Genomic DNA, 12009 nt, shown 5'->3' on the forward strand with positions numbered 1-12009 from the left:
AATGAAAATCCACTTATGTTTCCTGTTTTGTCCAGAGCATAGCCGGTTTCGAATGATTCACCTAAAGCCAGTTCTAGTCCCGTTAACCTTGCCATACAGTAAGGTGAGGAGGGATGTCCCATGATTAGGGGTCGGGGGGTTCGTATTACGTTACGTGTGGTTTCGAGTATTGTGTTATCCATGGTCCTGCTGCTGTCCGTCTACGTCCCTCCAGGTATGGCAGAAGCGCGCGATCAGCCAAAACCCGAAGGTAATAGCAAGGAAATTGAAGAACTGGATCATGTAGCTGCGACACTGTACCGTGACGTAATGGACGGGAATATTGAAAAAGCGCGTGCGGATGTAGCCGAGGTGAGCAGATGGTTCAGCACTGGACAGGTACAGGCCGCGCTATCTGTAGAGGCCATTCATGCTCTATCCGGCAGCATCCTGGAGGTGCAGCAAGCTACACAGTCGGTTCAAGCATCACCGGATGAATGGGTGAAGGCAGCGGCCAATTTACGGCTTGCGACAGATGCGCTTGCGCACCCGCGCCAGCCTTTATGGCAGCAGTATTATAAGATTTTAAGAGAAGATGTTAGCGGCTTGAATAACCAGTTTGCTAAAGGGAATATGAAGGGATTCAAAGCTGGAACCGCAGTTCTAGAGGATCACTATGAAACGATCCGTACAGCAGCATTGATCCAGGGCAGAACAACCGAGGTCGTGCGGACTGATTCCTGGATTTCCTACGTCAAAGGATTGGGGGATCAGCAAAATGCAGATGCCTCAGCGATTAGAGGAGCACTGGACCAGGGCAACCCGACGTTGAATGCCTTGTTTGGACGTGAAAAAGACGCTACCGCACTGGCACCATTTATCCCGCGTGAGAGTGAGCGCCGGGCTGAATTGGCTATCGGCATGATTGTGCTGTTGGCGCTGGCCTATGCAGGTTATCGTAAATATCGGGCTGGTTTCACTGGGTAATGATGAAAGTTTGAACATTCGCATCGCTGGCTGTGGAGCCGTTCATAGATGTCAGCCCATTGCCCGGATTACCGGGCTATTCCTCTTTGAACCCCTCGCCATGTACATCATGCACATCCTGAATGATGATAAACGCCCGTGGATCAACTGATTTAACAATTTGATGCAGTCGTCTTATTTCCTGACGGGACACGACACAATAGGCAACATGCTTGGCCTGTTTGGAAAATGCACCTACAGCCGGAATAATGGTAACTCCACGATCCATGTCCCTGGTAATAATATCTGCAATGTCCATCGTATGGTCGCTGATAATCATAAAGGCTCTGGCAGAGTAGGCCCCTTCTTGTATAAAATCAATAATCTTGGACGCGATGAACACAGCCACTAATGTATATAGAATTTTTTCTTTGGGTATGTAAAGTAATGAAGCGCCGATAATGACAATATCAATGACCAGTAGAATTCTTCCCATACTCCAGCCAAACTTCCGGTTTAAAATACGAGCGATAATATCCGAGCCTCCAGTAGTGCCGCCAAAGCGAAACACAATACCTAACCCGGCCCCAAGCGTAACCCCTGCATATAATGAAGAAAGTATAAAATCGTGTTCAGTCTGAAAGGTCCCCATCCATCCGAGATGAATCATTTTTTCAAACAACCACAAAAAGAATGTGAGCGACCCGATACCAACCCCCGTGTATATAATCTGCTTGCCCCCAAGCATTTTCCATCCAATCAAAAATAATGGAATATTCAGTAACAAAGTGGAGAGAGAAGGTGAAATCGAAAAAGCATAATTTAGCAGCAGGGTGATCCCTGTAATACCGCCTTCCATCAGTTTACTGGGTATAATAAAATAAAGCAGACCGAATGCATAGATGGCGGTGCCAAATACGATGGGCAAAATCAATTTAAGCTGTTCCATGGACTTGGATATTTTCATATGATCCCTCACAGTAGCAGTTTAAGGCTGTGCGACTACATACAATTTTTTGCTAAATCGCAGACCCTTATGTTTAGTATACCTTTTTGCGGCATCTTTAAAAGACAGATGACTGCAAGTTGGGTTCGCTAGTTCACAATTAAAAAAAATTTGTTTTAAAATGTGCTTTACGATAACATATGAATAAACCTGCACATGGGGGGATTGCGTGTTTCATGGAAAAATCGTTAGATGAAATTCAACGTGAGGTGGACCAGTACATCTCTCAATTTAAGGAAGGGTACTTTAGTCCTTTGGCCATGTTGGCCAGGATGTCCGAGGAAGTCGGTGAACTGGCGAGGGAAGTCAATCACTCCTTTGGTGAGAAGCCGAAAAAAAAGGATGAGGCGGACAATTCCATTGAGCTGGAGCTGGGGGATATTTTGTTCATCACTGTTTGCTTTGCGAACTCACTGGGTATCAATTTGACTGAGGCACATGATAAGGTTATGCATAAATTTAACACGCGTGACGCGAATCGCTGGACCAAAAAGGACACCGATTAGGCGTTTTGTACATATGCTGTACCAAACCGGTTACCCGGAGGTGCAGTGTCATGAAGGCGGAGGAATACGTTCAGAAAGCTTATCAGTGCATTTTGCAGAACGATTTTGAGCAGGCGGTGGAATGGTTTGAAAAAGCGATTTCAGCCCAGCCTGATCATGCGGAGCATTATTTCCGTTGCTCGGTTACCTATGCTCGCAGTGGACGATTGGAGCAGGCCCTGGCATATGCAGAGCATGCGGTCCGTCTCGCTCCACAGCAGGATGAATATGTTCTCCATCTGCATGCGCAGGAAGCCAGGCAGTATACAGAAAAAGCCAGAAAAATGCTGGAGGTCGACAGAGCTACGCCACAGATGCGCCAGGATGCGATTTTGCTGCTCGAACGGGCAATTTCCCTTGATCCGTTATGTGGTGACGCATTTTTACTGCTCGCTTTGATTTATGACGAATTGAATGAATATAAGCTGGCTGTGCAGGCTGCTCGTGAGGCTGCAGCGCTGTTTCCTCATAATGTGCAGCTTGCCAACCTCATGAAGAAATTATGCCAACAGATGAATGAACAAATCTAGCACAAATGGATGCATAAGGAGTTGTAGGGATATGTCAGAACCAATAAAAGTGGCTGTCGTTGGAGCAGCAGGACGTATGGGCCGTGAGGTGGTCAAATTGGTTCTTCAGGATGAGGAACTACAGCTTGTAGCCGCAGTGAACAGAACACACGCCGGCAGTGATGCCGGCCTTCTCGTTGGACTACCGGAAGCTGGTATCGCTATTATGGAGGATGTAGAGCAGGCTTTACTGGAGAGCCGAGCCGATGTCATGGTTGACTTTACGGGGCCGCGTTTTGCGTACGCACATACAGCGCTTGCTATTAAGCATGGAGTTCGTCCAGTTATCGGTACGACAGGGTTTACTCCTGAACAAATTGATGAACTGGACAAGCAGTGTCGTGAGCAACAAATTGGTGGTCTAATTGCGCCCAACTTTTCGATCGGCGTCATTTTGATGATGCGGTTTGCGGCTCAGGCAGCGAAGTATTTCCCACATCTGGAAATCATCGAATATCATGGTGACCAAAAATTGGACGCGCCCTCAGGTACAGCCATTAAGACTGCTGAACTGATCGCCGAGCAGCGTCAGGAGCTACGACAAGGCAACCCGGAAGAGGAAGAAACGCTAGAAGGATCGCGTGGCGGTTATTATCAAGGCTTCCGCATTCACAGTGTCCGTCTTCCCGGTGTGTTCGCACAGCAAGAAGTCATATTTGGAGGATTTGGACAATCTCTGAAAATTCGTCAGGATTCATATGAACGGGCTGGATACATGCCTGGTGTTAAAATCGGTATCCAGAAGGTAATGGAGCAGCCGGGGCTTGTATATGGTTTTGAACATTACATTGATTAAGAATATACGAATGAATTGATGAATGGAATTATAGAATGAGGCAGGAGGAATTTTGAATGTTAAAGATTGCATTTATAGCGCATGATCGCAAAAAGGATGAAATGGTTAATTTTATTACGGCATATGAGCATGTTTTTACAGATCACCAATTATATTCAACAGGTACAACAGGTCAGCGCATTATGGAGCAAACCAAGCTTCAAATTCACCGCTTCATGTCTGGGCCGCTTGGTGGAGATCAGCAAATCGGGGCTATGGTTGCGCAAAATGACATGGACTTGATTATATTTTTGCGTGATCCACTCATGGCACAGCCGCATGAGCCGGACATTAGCGCATTATTACGTCTGTGTGATGTACAGGGGATTCCTTTGGCAACCAACGTTGCAACTGCTGAAATACTGGTTAAAGCGCTAGATCGTGGCGATTTTGCTTGGCGTGAACTGGTACATAAATATAAACCGGGCATTGACCAGCAGGGTGATCTAAAATGACGCTGGACATCCTGATTTTTGGAGCCCATGCCGACGATGCAGAAATAGGAATGGGAGGCACGATTGCCAAGCATACAGCCGCTGGGTTAAAGGTGGGGGTGTGCGATTTGACACGGGCTGAAATGTCATCTAATGGTGATGTGGATACTCGTATGGCAGAAGCTGAACACGCTTCAAAAGTGCTCGGGCTGGCTGTGCGGACGAATTTGGGTCTGCCTGATCGTGGGTTATATGTAACTCCTGAACATGTAGCTGCAGTTACAGCAGAAATCAGACGCCATGCACCAAAAATTGTATTTGCTCCTTATTGGGAGGATCGGCATCCGGATCATGTCATGTGCAGCAAGCTAGTAGAGGAAGCTGTGTTTAACGCCAAGTTGAGACGCTTTATGCCAGAAAGTCCTGCGGTACAGGTAGAGCAATTATATTTTTATTTTATTAATGATATCGGCAGAACGGACTTGATCGTGGACATTACCGAGCATTATGAAGCCAAGGAACAGTCGTTGTTGAGTTATGTTTCGCAATTTCAGGCAGCGCCTGGGAAGGATACGGTATCCACACCACTGAATCAGGGGTATGTGGAACGTGTAAAAGCTCGGGACTCGTTGTTGGGTCAACGTAAACTGATTTCATATGCAGAAGGATTTGCGTCCAAAACGCCATATCTGGTTAAGCTATTCAAATAAGGACTATATACTTACGCATGTTGTAGAATGCTGAAATACATGGGCATACGAGTGATTATGGATGGACGGAAGGAGGCAGCTTAGCTTGAATGACAAACTGAAAATTGGGATTACCTGTTATCCGTCGCTGGGTGGCTCTGGCGTTGTGGCTACGGAGCTGGGCAAGTTGCTGGCAGAAAAAGGGCATGAGGTTCATTTTATTGCCAATAGCATTCCGTTCAGATTAGGCGGGGCGTTCCAGAAGAATATTTTTTATCACGAAGTTGAGGTTAACGATTATTACGTGTTTAGATATCCGCCATATGATTTGTCGCTAGCGACAAAAATGGCCCAGGTGGCTCAAATGAAGAATTTGGATGTACTTCATGTCCATTATGCTGTTCCGCATGCAGTATGCGCATATTTGGCGAAGGAAATGGTGGGCGATCATTTGAAAGTGGTTACCACCCTGCACGGTACAGATATTACAGTGTTGGCACAGGATGAATCATTAAAGGATCTGATTCGACTGGCTATTAACAAAAGTGACGCTGTGACAGCCGTCTCCAAAGATTTGATTCGGGAGACGATTGATGCGTTGGAAATAACACGACCTATTGATTTGACTTACAACTTTGTAGATAAACGAGTATATTATCCACGAGATGCTGCTGCGCTTAGGAGAGATTTTGCCCAACCGCACGAAAAAATTATGATGCATATTTCCAATTTCCGTCCTGTCAAAAGGGTGGGAGATGTGCTGGATATTTTCGACAGAGTGCAACAAAAGGTACCTGCGAAGCTACTGTTGGTGGGAGAAGGACCGGATCTTCCGAAAATTCGTTGTAAAATCGAAAGTTTAGGCTTGCAGGACAAAGTCTTCTTTTTAGGTAAGCAGGATCAAATCGCAGAAGTGATTTCTATGGCAGATGTGCTGTTGCTTCCGTCGGAGAAAGAAAGTTTTGGTCTAGTTGCGCTGGAAGCCATGGCTTGTGGAGTGCCAACAATCGGTTCTCAGGCAGGAGGAGTACCTGAACTCGTCGTACATGGAAGTACGGGGTATCTGGCTGAAATCGGTAATACAGAGGCGATGGCAGAATATGCAGTAGAACTGTTGTCCGATGAAGCAATGGCGGAACGTTTCCGTGAAGCGTGCCTGACACGCGCACGTACCGTATTCTGTGATAAGCTGATTACTCGTCAATATGAAGAGATTTATTACCGTGTGTTGGGACGCGAGGTGCCGGATCTTAAACCGATCAGCGTTTAAGGGGGCGGACTCGCGTCCGTTTTTTTATTGAATACTTGCAAAGGGGGAAACCCTGTGAATACAAATACTTGGCAACATGCTGACCCAGAGATGGCTCTTCACGGCAGAGAGGTCATACATACACTAACCACAGCAGGCCACGAAGCTTATTGGGTCGGTGGCTGTGTGCGGGATGAGCTATTAGGACGTGCTATTCATGATATGGATCTGACCACCTCGGCTGAGCCTGAAGAGGTCTTAGCGCTGTTCCCTCATGTGATTCCGACAGGAATCCAGCATGGGACGGTAACGGTCATGCAGGATGGTTATGCATTCGAGGTGACCACTTTTCGTACGGAAAGCGGTTATACCGATCACCGCCGTCCAACGGAAGTATCCTTTGTGAAGGACATCCGTGAGGATCTGATGCGGCGGGACTTCACGATGAACGCGATAGCGATGGCTGAACATGGGGAGCGAGTGGACCCGTTTGGTGGGGAAGTTGATTTGCGAGCCGCTCTCGTTCGTTGTGTGGGACGAGCCGAGGAACGCTTTGAGGAAGACGGGCTACGAATGCTGCGTTGCATCCGTTTTGCCTCTGTATTTCGGTTCCGAGTGGCCTACAATACCTGGAAAGGTATGATTCGTCGCAGAGAGGGACTTAGATACATAGCCATGGAACGGGTACGAGTCGAGTTAGAAAAGATGCTAGCGGGGCCTGACCCATTACGTGGACTGGAGATGCTGGGCCGTAGCGGATTGCTGGGCTGTACGAAGGTTCCGGTTCCCTGGGAACAATGTGACGCACAGGCGCTCCAGGAGATCGTGCAGCTGCCAGCAGAGCTGCGGTGGGGTTTGCTCCTTATGTCTTGTAGACTTAGCTCAGAGGCAGCGGACGAGCTATTAAGAGCTTGGACCTTCTCCAATGCTGTACGTCTGCGTTTGGTTCATTTATTGGAATGGGAAAAGGAGCTTATCGGTCATGCTGTTGCTATAGCTGGCAACTCAGTTTCGAGGGATCCAGACCGTATCAACGATGAGGAATTACGTCGTAGCTGGATTCGATTGTTAATTAAGCTGGGAAAGGACACAGCTTCAGACTGGCTGGAGCTTTACAAGACACTGCCTTCTTCGTTTCGCGGATTACCGCCATGGGTAGAAAAGCATGTGAAGAAAATTGCCGAACTGGCAAACTCGTGGACACAGCAGGCGGTCGTCGTTCGTATCAAGGATTTAAATATTACTGGAAATGAACTGGTTCAGGCAATGAATCGACCAGGTGGACCTTGGCTGGGACAGATGATGGAACGGCTTTTACAAGCGGTCGCTTGCGGAGATATCCCGAATGAAACAGAAACATTGCTTCAGGAAGTGAAACGGGTGATGAGTAGTGAATAATCATGAAAGATTGTTAGGCATACTGGAGGAAGGTTCATCCGATTACGTATCCGGGGAGGAGATTAGCCGACGACTGTCGGTTAGTCGTACAGCGGTATGGAAGCAGATCAACAAATTGCGTGAGCTGGGTTATAATATCGATGCTTCCTCACGGCGGGGCTATCGGCTGATATCTCAGCCAGACCGGCTGGAAGTCTCCAAATTGGCAGGTATGTTAACCACTCAATCGTTTGGTCAGCGTATCGTTATTCTGGACTCAACGGTATCCACTCAGCAGGATGCAATGCGTTTGGCAGAAGAGGGTGCGCCGGAGGGAACGTTAGTGCTTGCGGAGGAACAAACGGCAGGTCGGGGACGTCTGGGGCGGAAATGGTATTCTCCTCGCGGCAAAGGTATCTGGATGAGCATTGTATTGCGCCCCACCCAGCCCTTGGCCTTTACCCCTCAGCTAACGCTGTTAACAGGCGTGGCGGTGTGTAGGGCTATTCGCCGACTGACGGGTGTAGAGGCAGGCATCAAATGGCCCAACGATCTGCTGATTCATGGTCGCAAGGTATCCGGTATTCTGCTGGAATCTGCAACAGAGGATCAACGGGTTCGCTACTGCATTGCAGGGATTGGCATTGACGTTAATTTGAATGTAGAAGATTACCCGGAAGAGTTATCCCATGTAGGGACATCTTTGAAAATAGAGGCAGGGCTTGAAATTGACCGTACTGCGCTGATTGCTGCTGTTTTGGAAGAAATGGAGCAGCTAAGCAAGCTATATGCCGATCAGGGGTTCCAGCCTATAGCCATGCTGTGGGAGGCGTTATCCGTGACGATGAACCGCAGCGTACGGGCACATACGGGACAAGGGATGGCGGTAGAAGGTACAGCGGTTGGCTTGGACCCTTCAGGAGCACTTGTAATTGAAACGGACCACGGTGAGCGAATCCAGGTCATTTCAGGGGATATACATTTGTAGAAGCGACCCTAGCTGAGCATACGACCACAATCTTTCTGTTTCCTGTGTAAAACTTCACGTGAAAAAGCTGATATTTTTTGTTATACTGTGCAGGAGGCGGCATCGGACGGTCCGAGCTGCACTCCAAGGGCACATGCTCTACTTTAGTAAGTTTGTAAGACCATCATAACTTCATTTGAAGGTTACGTTGGATTCTGCTCTGAGCCGAACAGGACCGAGACAGAAGGGACGATCTCAAAATGAGTGTCTTTTTTGGCTGTTCGGACCTTTTGATGACGCATATGTACAGGCGTTCATAAAAGGTTATTTTTTGTGCCAAAAAAAGATGGAAGGGAGCCATTCGCAATGGCAGGAAAACAAGCACTGAATATTGTAAAAATGAAAAAAATGAAGCAAGAGGGCATTCCGCTCAGTATGCTGACCGCCTATGATTATCCATCGGCTAAAATTGCCGAGGAGGCGGGAATTGATATCATTCTCGTGGGTGACTCGCTGGGTAACGTAGTTCTTGGTTACGATTCAACCATCCCTGTGACCTTGGATGATATGGTGTACCATTCCCGGACAGTGGCAAGAGGCGCTGAGCATACATTTATCGTAGCGGACATGCCTTTTATGACATATCACGGCAGCATATCTGAAAGTCTTCAAGGCATCCGTCGTCTGATGCAGGAAGGACATGCGCATGCTGTTAAATTGGAGGGCGGAGCTGAAATTGCCGATGTCGTAAAAGCGACTGTTCAGGCAGGTGTACCTGTGCTAGGACATATCGGACTTACTCCGCAATCGGTTAATCAGATTGGCGGTTATCGCATTCAAGGTAAGGACGAAGCAGACGCACGCCGGTTAATGGCTGATGCCAAGGCGTTAGAGCAGGCTGGTGCCTTTGGTATTGTACTGGAATTGGTGACTGAGGAAGTGGCAACGGCGATCTCTAAAGAACTTTCCATTCCAACCATTGGAATCGGTGCAGGACGTGGATGTGACGGTCAGGTACTTGTTTATCACGATCTAATTCAATATGCATCGCCATATTTCAGTAAACGTTTTGTTAAAACCTATGCCGATGTAGGCGGCTTGATCCGCAGCAGCATTGAGCAGTATGTGAGCGATGTGAAAGGGCGGGCATTCCCGGCCGCAGAGCATGTGTTCAGCGCGGATGATCGCGTTGTGGAGTCCCTGGAGTCCTTGTACGGTCAGGCAAAAGGACAAGCGCAGGAACAAGCTAAGGAAAAGGTGGAATCACAGTCATGATCATCGTAAGAGAAGTGGCTCAACTGCGTAAGGTTATTGCCGAGCGTCGGCAGCTTGGGGCCAATGGAGCAAAAATGCTACACGATTCTGCCTCTGTACAACAACATAAAGTCGGCTTTGTACCAACAATGGGATACCTGCACGAAGGGCACGCGAGCTTGATGCAAAAGGCGCGTGAAATGGCAGATACGGTCGTGCTTAGTATTTTCGTTAATCCAATTCAATTTGGACCTACCGAGGATTTGGACAGCTATCCTCGCGATGAAGCTCGTGATCTGGAAGTAGCACGGCGCGAAGGCGTGGATATTGTCTTTTTGCCGACTGTAGCAGAAATGTATCCACAGCCAACTCAAACCAAAATTCGCGTATCCGCTTTGACAGACCGCTTGTGCGGCGCTTCCCGTCCTGGCCATTTTGATGGTGTGACTACAGTGGTAGCCAAGCTGTTTAACATGGTAGGTCCTGATTTGGCCTTCTTTGGCATGAAGGATGCGCAACAGGTTGCTGTGCTTCAACAAATGGTGACTGATCTTAATATGAATGTGACCCTCATACCTTGTCCTATCGTTAGAGAGGCCGATGGTTTGGCCCTTAGCTCCCGTAATGTCTATTTAAGTGCGGAACAGCGAGAGCAGGCGTTAGTGCTGTCCCAGTCACTGCGCAAGGTGCAAGAAGTGAGCGAAGATATTGTGCAGAACACCATTACGATTGAGCAGTTGCGTCAAATGGTGGAGTCGACCATCGCCTCATCTCCTTTGGCAGATATTGACTATATTGAAATATTAACATTTCCTGGCCTGGAGCCCCTTCGCCCTGAGCAGCGCCTATGTGATGTGCAAGAAGACGTCATTGTTGCGCTGGCTGTAAAATTTGGGAATACCCGACTGATTGATAATATAAGAATACAGAAAGTGGAGGTACTTTCCCATGTTTAGAACTATGATGAAATCAAAAATTCACCGCGCGACGGTTACCGAAGCTAACCTGAACTACGTGGGAAGTATTACCATAGATGAGGATTTAATGGAGACATCGGATCTACTGGAGAATGAAAAGGTTCAAATTGTAAACAATAATAATGGAGCTCGACTGGAAACCTATGTGATCCCCGGACCGCGTGGGAGCGGCGTGATTTGTCTCAACGGTGCGGCAGCCCGTCTGGTCCAGCCCGGTGATACAGTCATTATTATTTCCTATGCTTCCATGTCGAATGAAGAGGCCAAAACATACAAACCAACTGTGGTATTTGTGGATGAACATAATAAACCAGCCCAAACGATGAACAAGGAAGTACATGCAACGATCATGTAATGAATGGGAATGCGGATGAAACCCGTCTTTTAAGCGAAAAATGTGAGTGTATTAATCCATCTTTCGTAAGGGCGGGATGCACATGTTCCAGCATGTATTCGCAGAAATGAACAGCATGTTAGATGATATCGTGAAGCATTACCCATCAGCCCAGGGCCCCCGCAGACAGGAGCTGCTACAGCACTGGAGTCTGCTGCGGAGAATGAGTGACGGAATTATGGATGAGTGGCTGGCCTTTGAGGAAAAAATGGTTTACCTGCGTGCAGCAGGATTTTCTGCAGAGGCCGACATGTCTGACGCTGAGCTGCCTGAAAAGGAGCTACCGGCATTTAACCGGGGGCAGGGGTATTATCGCTTACTTATGTACCCGGAGGCAATCCAGCAATTTGAGCAGGTGCTACAGCATTTTCCGAACAGCTGGCAGAGTCACATGTATATGGGAATGGCTCATTTTCAACTGGATGATCCAGCAGAGGCTATAAGCCAGTTTCAAAAGGTGCTGCACCTGACTGAACAGCCAGGGCTAAAAGCGGTCATCTATAATGCGCTGGGTTGTTTGATGGCAAAGCAGGCTGACGTAAAAGAGGCGCAAAAATATTTTGCTCTCGCGCATCAGTTCGATCCAACGTTGCCCGAGCCACTGCACAATATGCAAGCCTGTTTGTCCGGTGTCGAAAAGCTTCGCTACGACAGCTCCATGTTGACCTGGATGTAGTTGTCAGACACCGAGTAAGACGATGCATGCCCACCTCTCTTAGGCGGCGTGTGCATCGTCTTTTTTGGCTGTCTTAATTTCCAAACAGGCAA

General features: G+C 47.8%; 14 protein-coding genes. 13 read left to right on the plus strand and 1 reads right to left on the minus strand.

Going from position 1 to position 12009, the window contains the following annotated elements; genetic code table 11:
* Window positions 1–120: 120 nt before the first annotated feature.
* Entirely contained in the window at window positions 121–966 is an 846-nt protein-coding gene (locus G7035_RS19070) for a sporulation protein YpjB (RefSeq protein ID WP_019687851.1), read from the plus strand.
* A 76-nt stretch (window positions 967–1042) separates the two neighbouring features.
* Here the strand turns inward: G7035_RS19070 and G7035_RS19075 are convergent, their stop codons facing one another.
* Window positions 1043–1912 (minus strand): YitT family protein, encoded by an 870-nt coding sequence (locus tag G7035_RS19075; RefSeq protein WP_016822189.1) that lies wholly within the window; start codon window positions 1910–1912, stop codon window positions 1043–1045.
* A gap of 215 nt (window positions 1913–2127) precedes the next feature.
* Between G7035_RS19075 and G7035_RS19080 the strand changes: the two genes are divergently transcribed.
* The 12 genes from G7035_RS19080 (at window position 2128) to G7035_RS19135 (ending at window position 11917) form a co-directional block, all read left to right on the plus strand.
* Window positions 2128–2457 (plus strand): nucleotide pyrophosphohydrolase, encoded by a 330-nt coding sequence (locus G7035_RS19080; protein WP_019687850.1) that lies wholly within the window; start codon window positions 2128–2130, stop codon window positions 2455–2457.
* A gap of 50 nt (window positions 2458–2507) precedes the next feature.
* Window positions 2508–3026: a tetratricopeptide repeat protein gene (locus G7035_RS19085; protein ID WP_016822188.1), complete on the plus strand. Its 519-nt coding sequence runs from the start codon at window positions 2508–2510 to the stop codon at window positions 3024–3026.
* Between the two features lie 31 nt (window positions 3027–3057).
* Window positions 3058–3861 carry a 4-hydroxy-tetrahydrodipicolinate reductase gene (dapB, locus tag G7035_RS19090; protein ID WP_016822187.1) on the plus strand — a complete coding sequence of 268 codons (804 nt, stop codon included), beginning with the start codon at window positions 3058–3060 and terminating at the stop codon, window positions 3859–3861.
* 56 nt (window positions 3862–3917) lie between these two features.
* Window positions 3918–4355, plus strand: a complete 438-nt coding sequence (gene mgsA, locus G7035_RS19095) for a methylglyoxal synthase (protein WP_019687849.1) — start codon at window positions 3918–3920, stop codon at window positions 4353–4355.
* Window positions 4352–5044, plus strand: coding sequence for a bacillithiol biosynthesis deacetylase BshB1 (gene bshB1 / locus G7035_RS19100; protein ID WP_016822186.1), 693 nt, complete (start codon window positions 4352–4354; stop codon window positions 5042–5044). The genes mgsA and bshB1 overlap by 4 nt, the downstream gene beginning before the upstream one ends.
* Window positions 5045–5129: 85 nt before the next feature.
* Window positions 5130–6293, plus strand: a complete 1164-nt coding sequence (gene bshA, locus G7035_RS19105) for an N-acetyl-alpha-D-glucosaminyl L-malate synthase BshA (protein ID WP_016822185.1) — start codon at window positions 5130–5132, stop codon at window positions 6291–6293.
* Between the two features lie 54 nt (window positions 6294–6347).
* Window positions 6348–7670 carry a CCA tRNA nucleotidyltransferase gene (locus tag G7035_RS19110; RefSeq protein ID WP_019687848.1) on the plus strand — a complete coding sequence of 441 codons (1323 nt, stop codon included), beginning with the start codon at window positions 6348–6350 and terminating at the stop codon, window positions 7668–7670.
* A complete protein-coding gene (locus G7035_RS19115; protein WP_019687847.1) occupies window positions 7663–8637 on the plus strand; it encodes a biotin--[acetyl-CoA-carboxylase] ligase in 975 nt (324 codons plus the stop codon). The genes G7035_RS19110 and G7035_RS19115 overlap by 8 nt, the downstream gene beginning before the upstream one ends.
* Before the next feature lie 345 nt (window positions 8638–8982).
* Window positions 8983–9891 carry a 3-methyl-2-oxobutanoate hydroxymethyltransferase gene (gene panB, locus G7035_RS19120; protein ID WP_016822182.1) on the plus strand — a complete coding sequence of 303 codons (909 nt, stop codon included), beginning with the start codon at window positions 8983–8985 and terminating at the stop codon, window positions 9889–9891.
* Entirely contained in the window at window positions 9888–10826 is a 939-nt protein-coding gene (gene panC / locus G7035_RS19125) for a pantoate--beta-alanine ligase (RefSeq protein WP_019687846.1), read from the plus strand. Before panB ends, panC begins: the two co-directional genes overlap by 4 nt.
* Window positions 10819–11202 carry an aspartate 1-decarboxylase gene (panD, locus tag G7035_RS19130; RefSeq protein ID WP_013371641.1) on the plus strand — a complete coding sequence of 128 codons (384 nt, stop codon included), beginning with the start codon at window positions 10819–10821 and terminating at the stop codon, window positions 11200–11202. The genes panC and panD overlap by 8 nt, the downstream gene beginning before the upstream one ends.
* 82 nt (window positions 11203–11284) lie before the next feature.
* Window positions 11285–11917, plus strand: a complete 633-nt coding sequence (locus tag G7035_RS19135; RefSeq protein WP_016822180.1) for a tetratricopeptide repeat protein — start codon at window positions 11285–11287, stop codon at window positions 11915–11917.
* The last annotated feature ends 92 nt before the right edge of the window (window positions 11918–12009 follow it).

It is taken from the genome of Paenibacillus polymyxa (genome assembly GCF_015710975.1).
Lineage (GTDB): Bacteria > Bacillota > Bacilli > Paenibacillales > Paenibacillaceae > Paenibacillus > Paenibacillus polymyxa.

Coding starts and splice junctions, on each gene's coding strand:
- G7035_RS19070 (WP_019687851.1), top strand. CDS start 121: ATGATTAGGGGTCGGGGGGTTCGTATTACGTTACGTGTGGTTTCGAGT.
- G7035_RS19075 (WP_016822189.1), bottom strand. CDS start 1,912: ATGAAAATATCCAAGTCCATGGAACAGCTTAAATTGATTTTGCCCATC.
- G7035_RS19080 (WP_019687850.1), top strand. CDS start 2,128: ATGGAAAAATCGTTAGATGAAATTCAACGTGAGGTGGACCAGTACATC.
- G7035_RS19085 (WP_016822188.1), top strand. CDS start 2,508: ATGAAGGCGGAGGAATACGTTCAGAAAGCTTATCAGTGCATTTTGCAG.
- dapB (WP_016822187.1), top strand. CDS start 3,058: ATGTCAGAACCAATAAAAGTGGCTGTCGTTGGAGCAGCAGGACGTATG.
- mgsA (WP_019687849.1), top strand. CDS start 3,918: ATGTTAAAGATTGCATTTATAGCGCATGATCGCAAAAAGGATGAAATG.
- bshB1 (WP_016822186.1), top strand. CDS start 4,352: ATGACGCTGGACATCCTGATTTTTGGAGCCCATGCCGACGATGCAGAA.
- panB (WP_016822182.1), top strand. CDS start 8,983: ATGGCAGGAAAACAAGCACTGAATATTGTAAAAATGAAAAAAATGAAG.
- panC (WP_019687846.1), top strand. CDS start 9,888: ATGATCATCGTAAGAGAAGTGGCTCAACTGCGTAAGGTTATTGCCGAG.
- panD (WP_013371641.1), top strand. CDS start 10,819: ATGTTTAGAACTATGATGAAATCAAAAATTCACCGCGCGACGGTTACC.
- G7035_RS19135 (WP_016822180.1), top strand. CDS start 11,285: ATGTTCCAGCATGTATTCGCAGAAATGAACAGCATGTTAGATGATATC.